Origin of the sequence: Labrys neptuniae (assembly GCF_040797145.1) — a bacterium.
Taxonomy (GTDB): Bacteria; Pseudomonadota; Alphaproteobacteria; order Rhizobiales; family Labraceae; genus Labrys; species Labrys neptuniae.
The window spans coordinates 48717-66104 of sequence record NZ_JBFNQD010000013.1 but is presented as its reverse complement, the minus strand read 5'-3'; the positions used below and the strand labels follow the sequence as shown (position 1 = coordinate 66104).

The 17388-nt window shown below is 62.4% G+C and carries 12 protein-coding genes; 3 read left to right on the top strand and 9 right to left on the bottom strand.

Going from position 1 to position 17388, the window contains the following annotated elements; all coding sequences use genetic code 11:
• Positions 1–71: 71 nt before the first annotated feature.
• The 5 genes from ABXS05_RS27250 to ABXS05_RS27230 form a co-directional block, all read right to left on the bottom strand.
• The gene (locus tag ABXS05_RS27250) at positions 72–3236 is read right to left on the bottom strand and encodes an efflux RND transporter permease subunit (protein WP_311943963.1); all 3165 of its coding nucleotides are present in this window, start codon (positions 3234–3236) and stop codon (positions 72–74) included.
• 3 nt (positions 3237–3239) lie between these two features.
• Entirely contained in the window at positions 3240–4361 is a 1122-nt protein-coding gene (locus ABXS05_RS27245) for an efflux RND transporter periplasmic adaptor subunit (RefSeq protein ID WP_367626032.1), read from the bottom strand.
• 1071 nt (positions 4362–5432) lie between these two features.
• On the bottom strand, positions 5433–5723 hold the full coding sequence (locus tag ABXS05_RS27240; RefSeq protein ID WP_367626031.1) for a hypothetical protein: 291 nt from the start codon (positions 5721–5723) through the stop codon (positions 5433–5435).
• 85 nt (positions 5724–5808) lie between these two features.
• A complete protein-coding gene (locus ABXS05_RS27235) occupies positions 5809–6768 on the bottom strand; it encodes a phosphotransferase (protein WP_367626030.1) in 960 nt (319 codons plus the stop codon).
• Entirely contained in the window at positions 6768–7721 is a 954-nt protein-coding gene (locus ABXS05_RS27230) for a phosphotransferase (RefSeq protein ID WP_367626029.1), read from the bottom strand. The genes ABXS05_RS27235 and ABXS05_RS27230 overlap by 1 nt, the downstream gene beginning before the upstream one ends.
• A 321-nt stretch (positions 7722–8042) precedes the next feature.
• On the opposite strand from ABXS05_RS27230, the gene ABXS05_RS27225 reads away from it, so the two are divergent.
• Together ABXS05_RS27225 and ABXS05_RS27220 are read left to right on the top strand one after the other, a co-directional pair.
• A complete protein-coding gene (locus ABXS05_RS27225; protein WP_367626028.1) occupies positions 8043–9443 on the top strand; it encodes an amidase in 1401 nt (466 codons plus the stop codon).
• A gap of 7 nt (positions 9444–9450) precedes the next feature.
• A complete protein-coding gene (locus ABXS05_RS27220) occupies positions 9451–10677 on the top strand; it encodes a Zn-dependent hydrolase (RefSeq protein ID WP_367626027.1) in 1227 nt (408 codons plus the stop codon).
• A 206-nt stretch (positions 10678–10883) separates the two neighbouring features.
• On the opposite strand, the gene ABXS05_RS27215 is transcribed toward ABXS05_RS27220, so the two are convergent.
• The 4 genes from ABXS05_RS27215 to ABXS05_RS27200 all read right to left on the bottom strand — a co-directional run bounded on the left by ABXS05_RS27215 (position 10884) and on the right by ABXS05_RS27200 (position 16242).
• Positions 10884–12707 (bottom strand): ABC transporter ATP-binding protein, encoded by a 1824-nt coding sequence (locus ABXS05_RS27215; protein WP_367626026.1) that lies wholly within the window; start codon positions 12705–12707, stop codon positions 10884–10886.
• 1 nt (position 12708) lies between these two features.
• Positions 12709–13617, bottom strand: a complete 909-nt coding sequence (locus ABXS05_RS27210; protein WP_311943972.1) for an ABC transporter permease — start codon at positions 13615–13617, stop codon at positions 12709–12711.
• Between the two features lie 2 nt (positions 13618–13619).
• Positions 13620–14600, bottom strand: a complete 981-nt coding sequence (locus ABXS05_RS27205; RefSeq protein ID WP_105860342.1) for an ABC transporter permease — start codon at positions 14598–14600, stop codon at positions 13620–13622.
• Positions 14601–14679: 79 nt separating this feature from the next.
• Entirely contained in the window at positions 14680–16242 is a 1563-nt protein-coding gene (locus tag ABXS05_RS27200) for an ABC transporter substrate-binding protein (RefSeq protein WP_367626025.1), read from the bottom strand.
• A gap of 308 nt (positions 16243–16550) precedes the next feature.
• On the opposite strand from ABXS05_RS27200, the gene ABXS05_RS27195 reads away from it, so the two are divergent.
• Positions 16551–17330 carry an HAD-IIA family hydrolase gene (locus ABXS05_RS27195; RefSeq protein WP_367626024.1) on the top strand — a complete coding sequence of 260 codons (780 nt, stop codon included), beginning with the start codon at positions 16551–16553 and terminating at the stop codon, positions 17328–17330.
• Positions 17331–17388 lie beyond the last annotated feature (58 nt).

Here is a 17388-nt window from a genome sequence, read left to right as displayed (position 1 = left end):
TTCAATTCCACTTGGAAAGCTGGAGCCGCCGGAAAATCCGGCGCGGTTCAGCTCCAAAGCGCGATCCTGTCTTACTCTGACGACGGCACCTGCGGGATCTTTGCATCGGGAATAGCCGGCCGCGCTCCGGTACGCAGCCGCTCCCTCAGCCCTTGGAACAGGACGTAAAGCGGAGGGATCACAAAGATGCCGATGAAGGAAGCGAGTATCATACCGCCGAAGACGGGTGTACCGACGTTCCGCCGCGCAATCTCAGAGGCGCCGGTGGCGACCACCAAGGGATACAGTCCGAGAATGAAGGCAAGCGACGTCATCATGACGGGACGGAAACGCAGCCGTGCTCCCTCCGTTGCGGCCTCGAGCAAAGGCACCCCCCGCTCGCGCTGCTCCTTTGCGAACTCAACGATCAAAATGCCATTCTTGGCGGCAAGGCCGATCAACACAATCATGCCTATTTGACCATAGAGGTCGAGCGTAAGGTGGCCGATGGTGATCGCGGCAAAAGAGCCGAGAATACCGACCGATACTGATAGCAAGACGGGAACCGGGATGGTCCAGCTCTCATAGAGGGCCACCAGAAAGAGGAAGGCGAACAATACGGCGAAGGCGAGGATGAATCCGGTCTTGCCTTCAGCTCGCTTTTCCTGGAATGCCGTGTCCGTCCACGCTCCGCTGTACCCGTCGGGCAGGGTAGCGGCTGCAACGCGTTCCATCGAGGCAAGTGCCTGCCCCGATGACACGTCAGGAGCGGGGGCACCCTGTATCGTCACCGCTCTCTTGTTGTTGTAGCGAATGAGCGAAGGCGGCCCGACAACGACGCGCACTTCGACGAAGGAACGCAGGGGCACCATCTTGCCGTCCGCGTTGCGGACATTGATGCGATAAATGTCTTCCACAGACTTGCGATCGGCAGCTTCGGCCTGGACCTGGACCTGCCAGGTCCGCCCGAACAGGTTCATATCGTTGACATAGTAGCCGCCGAGCGAGGCCTGAAGGGCCTGGAAAACATCGCTGAGGGAAAGACCCAGGATCTGGGCCTTCTCACGATCGATATCGAGGAACAGCGACGGATTGTTTGCCGAGTAGGTGCTGAATACGCGTGTCAGTTGCGGATCCTGATTGGCCGCCACAGTGAGCCCGCGAACAACTTGGGCCAAGGCCTTCGGATCGCTGCTGCGCAAGTCTTGAAGCACATAGGTGAAACCGCCGCCTGTCCCCAAGCCGACGATCGGCGGAGGGGCGAGCGGAACGACCGAGCCATCCCGAATTTGCCGAAGCTCTGGCCCCAGCCGGGCAATCACTGCGCTGGCCGAGAGGGACCGGTCTTTCCGATCTTCAAATGGCTTGAGCGTTACGACGATGAAGGCGGCGTTAGGCTGAGAGTAGTTGTCGATGAAGTTCAGTCCGATGATCGATGTGTAGTCGGCTACGGCGTCCTCCTTCTTCAAGATCGTCTCGGCCTGTCGTATCACATCGCTGGTGCGTGCGACGGACGCTCCTCCCGGCAAGGAAACAACGACGAAGAAAGCCCCCTGATCGTCCTCGGGAAGGAATCCGGTCGGTGTCTTCTTTCCCAGGAGAAAGACGCCCCCCATCGCAGCGCCCACGCCAACGATGCCGATCACGGCAAAGCGTACCAAACGCGCTACGACGGCGCCGTACCCGTCCCGGATCCGGTCGATAGCGCGCATGACATAGCCGATCGGGCCACGCTTGGGGCCATGGGATCCCGGTTTTAGGAGAATGCCACACAGTGCCGGGGACAATGTCAGGGCGTTGATTGCCGATAGCAGCATGCCAACGGCGACCGTGACCGCGAATTGCCGGAACAATTCACCGGAAATTCCAGGAATGAATGCAACCGGAACGAACACCGACAGGAGGACGAGGGTAACGGCGACGATCGGGGCGGTGATCTCCGCCATGGCTTTCTTGGTGGCATCGGCAGCCGACAGTTCCGGGTGCTCTTCCATGATGCGTTCGACGTTCTCGACGACCACGATCGCGTCATCGACGACAATGCCGATGGACAGCACGATGGCGAGCAGGGAAACGGTATTGGCCGAGTAGCCGATCGCATTCAGAACGATGAAACTGCCAATCAAGCTGACAGGAACAGCCAAGGTCGGGATCAGCGTCGCCCGGACGCTGCCCAGGAAGAGATAAACGACGAAGACGACAAGAATGAACGCCTCGATCAGCGTCTTCTGGACCTCATGGATCGTATCCTTGACGAAGACGGTCGGATCATAGGTCACCTTCCAATCAAGATCGTCCGGAAATTTTGCGGCAAGCTCGGTCATGCGCGCCCGCACCGCGTCGAGGGTGGTAATGGCGTTGGCCCCCGGCGATTGATAGAGCGCGAGCACCGCCGAAGGACCGCCATTGAAGAGCGTCTCACGATCCAAATTGGCAGCGCCGAGTTCCAGCCGGGCGACATCTCCCAGATGCAGGAGCGACCCGTCGGGATTGGTCCGCAACACGATTTTCTGGAAGTCCTCGATCGAACTGAGCCGCCCCTTGGTCTGCAAGTTCAGCTGCAGCTGCTGATCGTCCGAGATCGGGCGTGCGCCGATCCGCCCCACTGCTGCCTGGACGTTCTGCGCCTGGATTGCACGAATTATGTCGCCGACCGCGAGATTGAGTCCTGTCAGGCGATCTGTGCGCACCCATGCTCTAACGGCATAGTCCTGCGGTCCCCACAGACTGGCATCACCAACGCCCGGTATGCTTTTCAGGTCGTCGAGGAGGTTGATCGTGGCGTAGTTCGAGATAAACAGAGGATCATAAGTGTGCTTTGGCGAGTATATGGCCAGAACACCAAGGAGCGCCGAGGACTTCTTTTTGACGGTGACGCCCTGCTTCTGGACGTCTTGGGGAAGCTTGGAAATCGCAGTCTGGACGCGATTATTCATATTGACGGTATTGATGTCCGGATCGGTTCCAAGTTCGAAAGAGCCGATGAGCGAATAGCTGCCATCATTGCCGCTGACGCTCTTCATATACATCAGCTTATCGACACCCACGACTTGCGCCTCGATAGGCTGTGCAATCGTCGCATCGATAATGTCGGCGGAAGCGCCTGGATAGGATGTCGTGACCGAAACCTGCGGCGGGACAATGTCTGGATATTGCGCGATAGGGATGACAAACAAGGAGAGCAGACCGGCTATCACCGTGATGATGGCAATGACAATTGCCAGGCGCGGCCTATCGACGAAAACCGAGGAGAGCATGGCTTACTTTCCCTCGCCTATGATCGTCGCAGGTGTGGCTCTCACCGGTGTTCCCGCGCGAAGGCTTTGGAAACCCTCCGTGACCACCTGTTCTCCACCGGACAGTCCATCGGCAATGATTGCGCTAGCGCCACTTTCGCCCGCTGTTTTGATGCGTTTGACGACAGCCTTGCCATCCTCCACCGCGAAGACGTAGATGCCGGCCTGATCGGCAATCAGCGCAATCTGAGGCACGAGCACGCGGTCTTGCGGTTTACCTGTCTGAAGCTCGACCTTGACCAATTGCCCGTCGATCAAGGTGCCCGATGGATTCGGTATATCGGCCCGGATAACGACCGTGTCCGTGAGACGATCGACTGTCACATCAACGAAATTTATCTTACCGACCTGGTCGTAGAGTGTCCCGTCGGAGAAGCGAACCCTGACTTCGACAGCTTTACCCTCGCCGGTTTTTCTCGCTTGGCTCAGATCTCGCTGGCTGACCGGAAAGGTCACATGCATCAGGTCTTGACTGACAAGTGTTGCCAGAACACCGCTGTCAGGCCCAACAATATTGCCCTTGGTCACGGCAGTTCGACCAATGCGGCCAGCGATCGGCGCGTAAATATCGGTGTAGCCAAGGTTGATCATCGCTGTTTGAAGGCTTGCTTGCGCCGATGTTACGCCACCTTTGGTTTGGGCCTCCTGGGCAACGGCCTGGTCCCTGGCGACGACGGTTCCCGCATTGCGTGCAACGAGATCTTCCGCGCGTTGGCGCTGGATGGTTGCGAGCGTCAGTTCGGCCTTCACCCGCTCAAGAGCGCCTTGAGCTTGTTCGACGTCGGCCTGAAACAGCGATTTCTCGATCTTGTAGAGGGGGGCTCCCACAGCAACGGTATCGCCTTCGCGAAACGACACGTCATCCAGCACGCCCTTGACGCGGGCCCTGATCTCGACACGCTCCGGCGCCTCGATACGGCCAACGAAGTCGACCGATTGCGTGACAGGGCGACGCTCGGCAACGACGGTGGAGACCGGTACCGCCGGGACATCCGCGGCAATCGAAAAAGCCGAAAAGGAGAAAGAAAACGAAAGACCGATTATTGAAGCATAGCCTCCACGCCGCACAGCGTTTAACCAGCTCATCGACTTTTCCTTCCATAAATCTCTTACACGGTGTCAGATCTTGAGTTTCATTTCATGAGATAGGCTTAGTGTGCGTTTTCTGTTGCAGCTTACATTATGCCAATCGTGTGAAAGAGATAAATTTCGGGCCTTTTCAGTAAGATATTTGGTTTTTGGCGAGTGTTTCTTTCGTTCGCACTCATTTTTGAAGATTTATAGTAGAAACAAATTGTCATTTCAGTGTTCGGAGTAGTTGTTCATTCCAATTTCGCAACAGTGCGTGTCCCGCCGTAAAAATAGAGCTTCATGATGTGAGCCACTCAAAGGGGCGGCTCACCCTGGGCCAGTTTCGAACAACCACATTTTTTCTTCCAACCACAGTACCCCTGCGGACCACCCGTCTGTTTCCCGGAATGATCCTCCGATCTCCTCGGCGAATATGGGGGCTGCCCAGCGGATGGCGTGCCATGGCCCGGCGCGCTGCGATTTGAGTCGTTCCGTTATTCAACAACGCCTGACTGCCATCGACGCCGCCAGCCGGCATGGCTTGGGCGATATGCGACGAAGCAGGCGCTATAACGATGGCAAGCAATCCGCCTAAGCATCTCACAATTTAGCTCCCTCATAGGCGTAACAAGCACCGCTTATATGAGGTAGATCACCAGCTCGGCCATCTAAAGCGAACCTCCTGATTTTTTTAAAAAACCTAAACCAACACTGGTGCTATTTCCACATATATTTTTAGAGCTTTTCATAGATGATGAGTTGATCTTAATCCTTCAAACTCGACCGATTTTGTTTGGATTTTTCACCTAATTTTCTCGATTGGAAAAATGAGCGGAAGACGATGAAGGCGTCGAAGTTCTCGGCCGCGTAGAAAATGGCTCTACTGAAGCAGGGTAATGAGGGTATCTCACCCGCAGATATTTGCGGCGCAGCGAGCGACAACCGGCGCTGATCTACCTTAATTGTAAAAATATGCAGGCACACTTTCGCCGGAGATGAAGAAGCCAAAGCAGCAAGAGGATAAGCGCGTGCGGTTGAAGAAGACCGCCGTGGACCCAACGCCGGATCGCGAACGGTTGCAGGACGTCATTCGTCGAAACCTCCAAGGCCTGCCTGGAAGCGGCAGGTGGTGCATGGCATGCGCTGCGATTGGATGATTTCGGTCTGCTCGACGGCATCGTTCGTCGCCCGATATAGGCTGTGCTGGGTCTGGGCCACCATCTGAGCGATTGGTTCGCAGAACACCGTACTCGGCCGGACCCTGTTGGCATCGTCCAGAGTCGATCGTGGCACCGCAACCCCGCCGACATGGTACAAGCGGGCAGCTATGGGCTTGATCCGGGCATCCCGGTCACGCTTCTCGTCGAGATCGCGCACTCGGATCTACACCGGACACCTCGTCCGGCGGGGGACGAGCCCGGTGATGACAAAATGTCGAGGTTGCTGCGACTGGCGGGCAGCTTCAGATCAGCCGCAGCCAGCTTTCCCAGCGCGGATCGTACATTACCTGGCGCGCGCGCATATATTTCCACACGCCATATTTCTGATAATCGAAGTCCCAGCTGTTGAGCTTGCGGTTGACCACGGCCCAGCTCGCCCATTTCACATCGGCCAGCGCCCGGTTGAGCATGACTCGGGCCACCATGTCGGGCCGCACGGCGCCGCAATATTCCTCGATCAGTTCCAGGGTCTTCTGCTCGTCGTAGAACATCTCGGCGAACAGCACGCCGAGTTCATAGGCGCGTTCATTGTTGGAGGCGAACTCGTAGTCGATCAACTTCATCGGCCGCGAGTTGGGGGCACCATCGGCACTGATCAGGAAATTGCCGGGCATGGGATCGTTGAAACAGGGCACGAGATCGAGCCCTGAGGCGAGGAAGGCGGCCTTGGCCTGGCGATAGCGATGCTCGATCCACGGCATGGCCGGCGGGAAATGCGCGCCGAGCTCGCGGCCCTGCTCCATATGCTCCTCGATCATGTCGAAGATGGTCTTGGTCAGCGAAAGCGCCGGGCTTGCATGCAGGCGGCGATAGATGCCGAGCACGTCGACCTGGATGGCGGGGTCGGAGAAATCGGCATTGGTGCAGGCCCGATAGCCATCCAGGAATTCGCTGATCTCCAGCCCATCCGCTGCGTCGAAGAACACCACTTCCGGCGCCACGTCGATGGCGTGGGCGTTGCGCGCGGCTTCATTGGCGGCAACGCGGTCGATGAACATTTCCGAGCCCGCGCCGGGCACCTTGATGAAATAGCGCCTGGTGTCGCCCTCGATCTCGGCGACCCAGTTCTGGTTCATCAGCCCGCCGACCAAAGCGGTGTAGTGCACGCCGCGGCCCTGCCAGGACGGTACCCTGGCGACGGCCTGTTCCAGGCGGTGTTCGGCTTCGCTTGCGGCCTCGCCGAGGTGTTTCTTGACGGACATCAGATCCTCCGCAGCGCTTCGCCGAAACGCGGCGAGTGCACGGCCATGCGGCAGCGCACCAGGCGCCAGCTGGCGAATTTATGGAATTCCAGGGTGTTGCGCGGCGAGCGGGCGGCGACCAGCGTGCCGATCAGACCCCAGCGCAGATCATCTGCCACGCCATAGAGCCAGGCTCGGTTGTAGGCGGCCTCGTCGAAGCCGCCCTGGCTGCGGGCGAAAGCATCGCGCGCCTCCGGTTCCTGGTCGAAGGCCTCGGCGAGGAAGCTGCCGAGATCCTCCAGCGGGTCGGCATTGCCGGCCCTGTCCCAGTCGACCAGGCGAATGTCGCCGGCCTCGCTGATCATGATGTTGGAGACGTTGCCGTCGCCATGGCTGGGAACCGCGGCCTTCCGCCCCGGCACCAGCGCCTCGCCGGCATAGCGAAGTTCCGCCAGCAGCCAGTCGGCATCGGCAGGCAATTGGCCCTTGGCTGCGCGGGTATCCCGATGGAAACGCTCGATCTCGTCGAATACGCTGCTGGTTCGGGAAAGCGCCGGACCTTCCTGGAAACGTCGGCGTGCGGCTAGAACGCGATCGACGACGTCCTGATCGAGCAGGCGCTCCAGGGTGGCGGTACGCCAGCCGGCGTCGAGATCCTCCATGACCAGGGCTCCGGCATTCTCATCCGCCACATGGACATGGGGGCCGATGCCGAGTTCGGAGGCCTGCCGCGCCGCCTGGAAGGCGCAGGCGACGTCGATATAGAAGGCGGCGTCGGGATGCATGAGCTTGACGAACAGGCTGTCACCGCTCGCCTTGTCGCGCACCCGCCAGGGTGAACCATCGACACCCCGCCAGCTCGGTGAGGCAAGCACCGGTATGGCGGGTTCCGTGGTGATCGTGCGCGCCGCCCAGCCGGGCAGCTGTCGGACATGGGCCTCGACCCGTGCCCGCTCCTCCTCGAACATGCTCATTCCGTCGTCGGTCCCCCGGAGCCTCTGCGAAGTCGCCAAGACCTTTGCGACATCTCTGGAATCGCAAAGGCATGTCGAAACAAGGAGCTAGGGCCGGAGCGTTTCGTTTGACGCATTTTGCCCTAGCGATGGTGATTTTGGAGGCGATGGCGCAGGCCATTGCCCCGATCCTATCTTCGCCGCGAAAGGCTGCGGTGAGGATGCCTGATGCTCCATGATTTCTTGTCCGGCAGACCGCGCCTCTACCCGAGCTTCGGCAAAACCCGTTAGGTCGGGCGATATCACCGGCGCCCCTATCCGCGTCGGAACAGGGAGCCTTTCATGTCCATCACCAGCCTTGTCGCCATGAGTGTCGGTGAAATCGTCGACGCCTATGCGGCGGGGGAGCTTTCCCCGGTCGAGGTCACGCAGACGGTGATCGAGCATTCCGAGGCGACCAATGCCGCCGTCAATGCCCTGTTCTGCCTGCGGCCGGACGAGGCGCTCGCCACGGCCCGGGCTTCGGAAGCTCGCTATCGGTCCGGTGTGCCCGCTGGCGTGCTCGACGGCATCCCGGTCACCGTCAAGGACAGCGTCGCCATGGTGGGCTGGCCCTATACCCACGGCATTGCCGCCAATCGGGATCAGCCGGCCTCCACCTACAACTCGCCACCCGCCCTCGCCCTGATGGAGACCGGTGCCCCGATCTTTGCCAAGACGACCATGCCGGATTGCGGGCTGATGGCCTCCGGCATCAGTTCGCTGCACGGCGTCACGCGCAACCCCTGGGGCCTGTCCTGGAACACCGGAGGATCCTCGGCCGGTGCCGGCGCTTCGGTCGCAGCCGGCATGGGCTTCCTCTCGGTCGGCACCGACATTGCCGGTTCGGTGCGCCTGCCGGCGGCCCATTGCGGCCTTGCCTCGCTCAAGCCGAGCCATGGTCGGGTGCCGCATCTGCCGCCCGACACCATGCGTATGGCCGGCCCGATGGGACGGCGGGTCGAGGATATCGCCCGCATGCTGACCGTGCTCACGCGTCCCGACGAGCGCGACACCTGGAGTTTTCCGGGCGACGGCATGCAGTATCATCGGCATCTCGAACGCGATCTTCGGGGGCTGCGCATCGGCGTCCTCACCGATATGGGGTTCGGACCGAAGCCTGAACCCGCCGTGCGCGCGGCCGTGGAGGCGGCGGGCCGGCTGCTGGAAGGCGCGGGGGCTGTCGTCGAGCCCTTCGTCTCGCCACTCGATCACGACGCCTATGCGCCCATCGACCTCTATCTGCAGGTCCGCGGCTTCGTCGAATACAGCGATTTGCCGCCGCATGACGGCAGCGGCATCAACTCCTATGTACGGGACTGGGCCCTGCAAGGAGCTTCGCATTCGGGTGAGGATCTCTTCCGCAGCCTCGGCGCCATCACCAGGATGAAGGCGGCCCTGCTCGCTGCCTTCGAAGGCTGGGACTATGTGATCGCCCCGACCCTGCCGGTGGTGAACTTTCCGGCCGAGGAGCCAGGCGTCTCGCGGGAGGTGCCGCTGGCCCATACCGTGTTCACCGCCCTGTTCAACCAGACCGGCCAGCCCGCGTCCACCATCTGCACCGCCTTCGATGACCGGCATCTGCCGATCGGCATCCAAATCATCGGCCATCGCTGTGACGATCTCGGCGTCCTGCAGGTGACCAAGGCACTGGAGGACCTCAGGCCTGTTACCATGGACTGGCCGCTCCAGCCGAGGGCATGAGGCGCGCATGGCTTCGACACTGAACCGCCTCCTGGAGACCTTTGCAAGGATTGGCGCCACACCGGACGGCGGGGTCTGTCGGCTGACCGGAACGCCTGAGGATGGTGGGGCGCGGGTGCGGCTCGCCGCCGAGATCCTCAGCCGTCAATTCGGCCTGCATGTCGACCCCATCGGCAACATGTTCGGCATCGCCACCCTTGCCCCATCGTCGCAGGAGGCGGTGCTCGTCGGTTCCCATCTCGACAGCCAGCCGACCGGCGGGCGCTACGACGGCGTCTATGGCGTGCTGGCGGGCCTGCTGGCCATCGAGGCCGTCGTCGCACGCGCGGCGGCGGAGCCGGGCAAGGCCAGGCGCAATCTGGTTGTCGCCAACTGGACCAACGAGGAGGGCGCCCGCTTCCAGCCGAGCCTGACCGGCAGCTCGGTCTTTGCCGGGATGATGGCGCTCGACGCTGCGCTCGGCCTTATCGACGGTGCTGGCGTTGCCCTGGGCGAGGCGCTGGCCGCCATCGGCTATCGCGGTACGGCAGACTTGCCCCTGGAGCCCCGGCGCTATGTCGAGCTTCATGTCGAACAGGGCCCTCTGCTGGAAGAGGAAGGTATCGAGATCGGCGTCGTCACCGGCTGCTGGGCTGCGCGCAAGCTGTCTCTGGTCTTTCACGGCGAGCCCTCGCATACCGGCCCGACGCGCATGGCGCGTCGCCGCGATGCGCTGCGAGCCGCTGCCAGGGCGATCGAACTGCATCATCAGCTGATCGAAGCGAGCGGCAGCGGTGCCCATGCTTCGGCGGCCCGCATCACCGTCGATCCCAATTCGCCCAATGTGACGCCGAGCCGGGTCCAGGTCTGGTTCGAGTTCCGCCATGAGGAGGCGGCTGTGGCCGTTGCGCTGGGCGATGCTTTTCTGGCTGAGGCGCAGGCTGCGGTGGCGCCTCTGGGTGTCGACATCGAGATCGCGGTCGATGAGCAGCGCGGCACGGCGAGCCTCGATCCGCACGGCGCGGCATTGACCACGGCGGTCGCCCGGGAACTGGATCTGTCTTCTATGGAAATGAAGACGATCGCAGGCCATGATGCGCTCGCCCTTAACAAGCGCATGCCGGCGTCGCTGATCTTCGTGCCGAGCCAAGGCGGCCTCAGCCACAACCCCGCCGAATTCACCGACGAAGCCGCGCTCGACAAGGGGCTGGCAGTGCTGACGGAAGTGCTCTGGCAGCTGGTGACGGAGGAGTAGGGTTCGGGGTACTTGAAACCCGACCGGGAGAGGTGCAATCAGCCTTCTCCCCTTGTGGGAGAAGGTGGCCGAGCGTGCGAGGTCGGATGAGGGGTGAAACGCAGCCTTGCAGGCTATTCGTGCCACCCCTCATCCGCCCCGTTGGGGCACCTTCTCCCGCAAGGGGAGAAGGTTATTCGTGCTTTATTTTGGACCGCTTAGTCTATTCAAGCCGCTGCCGATTTCTCCCCCGCTTCGGCATCGAGCAAATGGCAAGCGGCGAAGCTGCCCGGGCGGTGTTCCCTTAAGGCGGGCGTCTCGGTGCGGCAGCGCGCGAAAGCCTTGGGGCAGCGGGAGGCGAAGCTGCAGCCGGGTGGGATGTCGATCGGGCTCGGCGGCTCGCCTTCGAGCAGGTAGTCCTTGGGATCGAAGGGCTTTTCTTCCAGCGTCGGGGCCGCCGAGAGCAGGGCCTTGGTATAGGGATGCTGAGGCTCGAAGAAGAGATCGTGATTATCGGCGATCTCGACCATTTCGCCCAGATACATCACCGCGATGCGGGTACACACTTTCCGGACCATGGCGAGGTCATGGGAGATGAAGACATAGGTAAGATCGTTCTTCTCCTGCAGGCTGGAGAACAGCTCGATGAGCTTGGCCTGTTCGCGCTGGTCGAGGGCGGACAGGGTCTCGTCGAGGATCAGCAGCTTGGGCGAGAGCACGAGGGCGCGGGCGATCGAGATGCGCTGGCGCTCGCCGGTGGAGAGGGCATTCGGCAATTCATCATAGAGGCGTGGCGACAGGCCGACCTCCTGCATGGCCGCGATCACGCGCTCGCGCAGGGCCTTGCCGGAATGGCTGCCGCGGATCAGCAGGCTTTCCTCGATCATCCGCCCCACCGTTGTGCGCGGCGGCAGGGCATTGTAGGGGTCCTGCAGCAGGAGCTGGAACTCGCCGCGCTTGGCCAGCAATTGCTGGGCGGAGAGCGTGCGCAGCGAGACCCCGCCGAGGATGATGTCGCCCTTGTCCGGCGCCTCCAACCAGGCGAGCAGGCGGGTCAGGGTCGACTTGCCGCAGCCGGATTCGCCGACAATGCCGAAATTCTCGCGCGGCAGGATGTCGAAGCTGACGCCGCGCACCGCCTGGATATGGCGGTAGGTGTTGAAGGTGCCGCGCTTGCGGGCAAGATAGGTGCGATGGGCCTCGGCCACCCGCATCAGTGGCGCATCGGCGTCGTTGCGGCGCGAGAGTGGTCGTTCGCGCGTCGACCAGATGCGGGGCACGCTGGCGATGGCGCGGCGGGTATAGTCGTCACCGGGGGCCTGCATCAGCGCAGCAAAGGGCTGTTCCTCCACCAGACGGCCCTGATGCAGCACGGCGGTGCGGCCGCCGAACTGGCCGAGCGTCGCCAGCGAGGACGACAGGTAGATCGTCGCCGTGTTGTGGCGCTGGCAGAGGTCATGCAGCAGCGCCACGATCTGGGCGGCGATGGTGACGTCGAGGGGCTGGGTGATGTTGTCGGCGATCAGCACGGCGGGTTCCGCGCAGATGGCGTCGACGATCATGGCGCGCTGCATCATGCCGCCGGAGAATTTGGCCGGATATTCGAAATAGCGCTCTTTGGGGGAGGGAATGCGCACCTCGCCGAGCAGCTGGATGACGCGCTCCTCGCATTCCTTCCGGCTCCAGGCCGGGCGTACGCTGCGCAGCTTCTCGCAGATCTGCACGCCGACCGGCTGGGTCGGGTCGAGCGAGCTCTGGGGCTTGGAACCGATATAGGCGATGTCGCGGCCGACGATGAAATTATCGCCGGCGGCGTCTCCGGTGATGTCCTTGCCGGCGAACAGCACGGAGCCCCGGCGATAGGTGAGGCTCTCGTGCAGCCAGTTGGCGAGGGCACGGCTCAGCACCGTCTTGCCGGCGCCGCTCTCGCCGTAGATGCCGAGGATTTCGCCGGTATGGAGGGTGAGGGCGATGTCGTCGAGCACCGGCGCCTCGTCGCGCGGCGAGCCGACGGTGAGATGACGGGTTTCCAGGATCGGGGAATTGTCCATCTCAGGCGCCTCCATAGATCTTGTTGCGCGCCTTTTCGAGGGCGGATCCCATCAGGTTGATCGATGTCAGCGCCAGGGCCAGGAACACGCCGGGGCTGGTGGCGATCCACCAGGCATTGATGAGATATTTGCGGCTGTCGGAAATGATCGAGCCGAAGCTCGGCGTCGGCGGCTGGATGCCGAGGCCGAGGAAGCCGAGGATCGCCTCGAAGATCATCATGCGGGCGACGTCCAGCACGGCGACGAAGGCGATCGGGGGCAGGATGTTCGGCGCCGCATAGAGCAGCAGGATGCGCCAGTCGCCGGCGCCCAGCACGCGCAGGCCGCGCACATATTCCTTGCCGCGCTCGGTAACGGCGGCGCTGCGGGCGACGCGGGCATAGAGCGGCCAGCCAGACAGGGCCAGCACGATGATGATGGTGTGCACCTCAGGCTTGGTCACGCCCAGGATGGTGATGGCCAGGATGATCATCGGGATCGAGAGCTGCGCGTCGGTGATGCGCATGATGATGGTGTCCCACCAGCCGCCCTTGAAGCCGGCGAGCAGGCCGAGTCCGCAGCCGATCAGGAAGACAAGCGCCACGGTGACCACGCCGATCAGCAGCGAATAGCGCAGGCCGATCAGGCAACGCAGCAGCATGTCGCGGCCGAGCTGGTCGGTGCCGAGTGGATGCAGCCAGGTCCATTTCTCGCCCAGGAACAGCGGTGGAAGGAACTTGTCCTTCACCACCATCTTGGTGGCGGAGATCGAGGAGAGCTCCGGATAGATCGCCGAGGTGAGGAGCAGCGCCAGGAAGACGAACAGGCCGACGCGAAAGCTCGGCATGGCCCAGGCGCTGGCCAGGATGCGCCGGCTGATCGACTGGGCCCGTTCATGGGTGGGCGCGGCGTCGCTGGTCACGGTGCTCATGCTCAGATCTCCACGCGGGGGTCGATGAGATAGGCCACGAGATCGACCAGGATGTTGATGAAGACGAAGACGGCACTGGTGGTGATGGCAATGCCCTGGATCACCGGAAAGTCGCGGCCGAGCACGGAGACCACGGTGAGATTGCCCAGGCCCGGATAGTCGAAGATGTATTCGATCACCAGGACGCCGCCGATCAGTGTGGAGAGCTGGATGCCGAGCAGGTTGACCAGGGGCACCGAGGCGTTGCGCAAAGCGTGGGAATAGACGATGCGCCGGCGCGACAGGCCGCGCACGCGGGCTTCGTCGATGAAGGGCGCCTGCATCACCTCGCCCAGGGAGGTGGTCAGGGTGCGAATGATGAAGGGCGAAATCTCGACCGCCAGCACGAAGGCCGGCAGCAGCACATAGCTGAAGCCCTTGTAGCCCAGCGCCGGCAACCAATCGAGCTTCACCGACAGGAACAGGATCAGCACGATGGCGAGCCAGAAATTCGGGATGGAGACGAAGAGCGACTGCACGCCGAAGGCCAGGGCATTGGGCCAGCCATGCTGGTTGAGCCCGCCCGCGAGCCCGATCGGAAAGGAGATCAGCAAAGCGAAGACCAGGGCGACGCCGGCCAGCTGCAGGGTCAGCGGCAGGCGCTCGAGGATGAGGTCGGCCACCGGCGCCATCTCGGCCTTGGTCGGATCGACATATTGCCCGCCCGCCGCGACGCCGCCGCTGCGCGGCCTGATATAGGATTGACCGAGATCACCCTTGGCCAGGCCCATCATGTAGCGGCCATATTGCACGATGATCGGATCGCGCAGCCCCATCTTGGTGGCGACTTCCTCGACGACATTGTCCGGCGCCATGCCGCCCACGATCAGGCGGACGGGGTCGCCGGGGACCACGCGCAGCAGGGTGAAGATGATCAGCGACGTCAGGGCCACGATGAGCAGGCCCTGGGCGATCCGCTTGATCAGGAATTCGACAATCAGCATCGGCAAACGGTCTCGCGTCCAAACAACCGCTGGAAAAAAGTGGAGCCGGCCGGGGGGACCGGCTCCAGTCCCTCGCGGCTCAGGCCAGGTTTGCCTTGCTCATGTCCTGCATGCCGTTGGGATAGATGTAGAGACCGTCGAGCTTCTTGGAGTAGGCGTGGATGAACACCGAGGTGAACAGGGCCAGCGCCGGCGCCTTGCGCGCGATGGTCGGCAGGGTTTCCGTCTGCAGGATCTTCTTGCGCTCCTCGATCGAGCCGGCGTTGCGCTCCTTGTCCAGCACCGCGTCGATCTCCTTGTCGACGATGCCGGTGATGCGCTTGGAGGAGGAGTGGAAGTGGGTGCGGATCACCAGGTCCGGCTCGGGCGAGCCCGTGCACCAGCCGCAATCGATCATGTTGCCTTCGCCGCCACCCGGCTTGTCGTAGAGCAGATTGCCCCAGGCCGCGACCTCCAGCGTCTGCAGGTTCACCTTGAAGCCCTGCTCCTCCAGCATGCCGGTGATCAGCTCGGCATATTCCTTGGTCTTGGGATAGAAGCCGACCGAGGAATAATAGGTCAGTTCCGGCAGGCCCTCGCCCTTGGGGAAGCCCGCCTCGGCCAGCAGGGCCTGGGCCTTGTCCGGATCATATTCGGGATAGTCGGCGACTTCGGTATAGCCGAACTTCACCGGCGAGATATGGGCCTTGGAGAAGGTGCCGGAGACACCGAGGACTTCCAGCACCTGCTTGCGATCGATCGAATGGCAGGCGGCGAGGCGGATGCGCGGATCGTCGAAGGGCTTCTTGGAGCAGCGGAAGAACAGATATTTGTTCTCCACCGAAACCGCCTTGTGGATGGCGAAGCGGTCGTCCTTGGCAATGGTGTCGACCTGCTCCTGCTCCAGCCGCTCGATGATGTCGGCTTGGCCGTTGAGCAGGGACAGCGTGCGCGTGGTGGTGTCGCCGACGAAATGATACTCGACGCCGGGAATCTTGGGCGCGCCGAATATGAAATCGGTGTTGGCGGCCAGGATCGTGGTGTCGCCCTTCTGGTCGACATATTTGAACGGGCCGGTGCCGTTCATGCGGGCCGAGAGCTGCGCCTTGTTGGCGACGTCCTTGGCCGCCATGATCGGCAGGAAGGACGAGAGGTAGTAATAGAGCGCGGCCGGATAGCCATAGTCCTTGGTGTTGATATGGCAGGTGTGCTCGTCGACGATGTCGACCTTGACCTGGCCCGGATACCATTGCGCCGGCCTGTCGGCTTGGGAGCCATATTCATAGGTGGCCTTGACGTCGGCCGAGGTGAAGGGCGTGCCGTCATGGAACTTCACGCCTTTACGCAGCTTCACCTCGAGCGTGTAAGTGTCGATCGGCTTGAGGGACTCCGCCAGCTCGAACACCAGCTCTTCGGGATTGTCGGGCTTCATCGGCGCCCGGGTCAGATAACCGAACACGAAACCCTCGACGATGAGCTGGCCGAGATTGGTATGGGTGGTCGGGTCCCAATTGCCGGTCAGCGCCTCGGCGCCCAGAAAGCGCAGGGACCGGCCTTCGGCGGCGAAGGCCGAGTTGACCAGGAAGTCGGGGTTGACGCGGCCGAAGCCGAAGGCGCCGGCTCCGGCCAGCGCGCCCAGCATTAGGTCTCTGCGGTTGATCATCTCTCGTTCCTCTGAATGGGGGCGCAGAAGTTTTTCGGGGCTCGCCTTCCGATCCGACGCAGTGCCGAGCCGTCCCGCCTTGTGGTTGGCGGGTGATGAAACTCTAGACCAGATGGCGCCTGAGCCTGATGCCTACAGCTCCACGATTCCATTGCTGACCCTTCTCGCGCCATGCCCAATCAAGAGGCATGGAAACAGGGCCATGCATTGGGCGGCTGCCGGCACAGGAATGCAGGAGTTCAGGCAATAGGCGCTGCGTGCCCGGCCGGCCTATGATCCCAGCCGAATCGTGTCAGGGAACCTCGCCGATGCCGTCATTCCAATCCATGAATCTGAAGGGGATCGTTTCGGATCTCGACGGAGTGGCCTATCGCGGCGACAGCCCGATTGCCGATGCCGTCGAGGCCTTCCGGCGCTGGCGTGCGGATGGCATTCCCTATGCGTTCGTCACCAACAATGCCACGAAATCGGCTGCGGATTTCGCGGCCAAGCTCACGCAGATGGGGATTGTCGCCGAACCGGAGCAGGTCTTCTGCGCGGTCTCGGCCACGGCAAGCCTGATGCGCCGTCGCTGGCCCAGGGGGGCCCGTGTTTTCGCCATCGGCGAGCAGCCCTTGTTCGAGGCGCTTGAACAGGCCGGCTTCACCCCGGCGGGGGACGATGCCGAGGTCGTGGTGCTCGGCTTCGACTATCAGCTGAACTACGCGAAACTGAGCACCGCGGTGCGCGCCGCCCTCGGTGGCGCTGCGGTGGTGGTGACCAATCCCGACCTGCTGGTGCCCGTCGAGAACGGCTACGAGCCCTGCGTCGGCGTGCTGATGGCGGCCGTCCAGGCGGCGGTGCCGTCCTGCCGGCCGATCGTGGTGGGCAAGCCCGAGCCGCTGATGATCGAGGAAGCGCTCGGCTTTCTCGGCACGCCGCGCGAGGGGACGATCATGATCGGCGATCAGATTGCCACCGATATCCTGGCCGGCCAGCGGGCGGGCCTGCGTTCCGTGCTGGTGACGACCGGCGTGGCGGCTGCCGCCAGGCCGGATGTGACACCGGACATCGAGGTGGCGAGCCTGCTCGATTTGATTGGGAGCTGAACCTCGACCTTTGTCATCACCGGGCTTCATCCCGGTGATCCAGAAGCCACGAACTCAT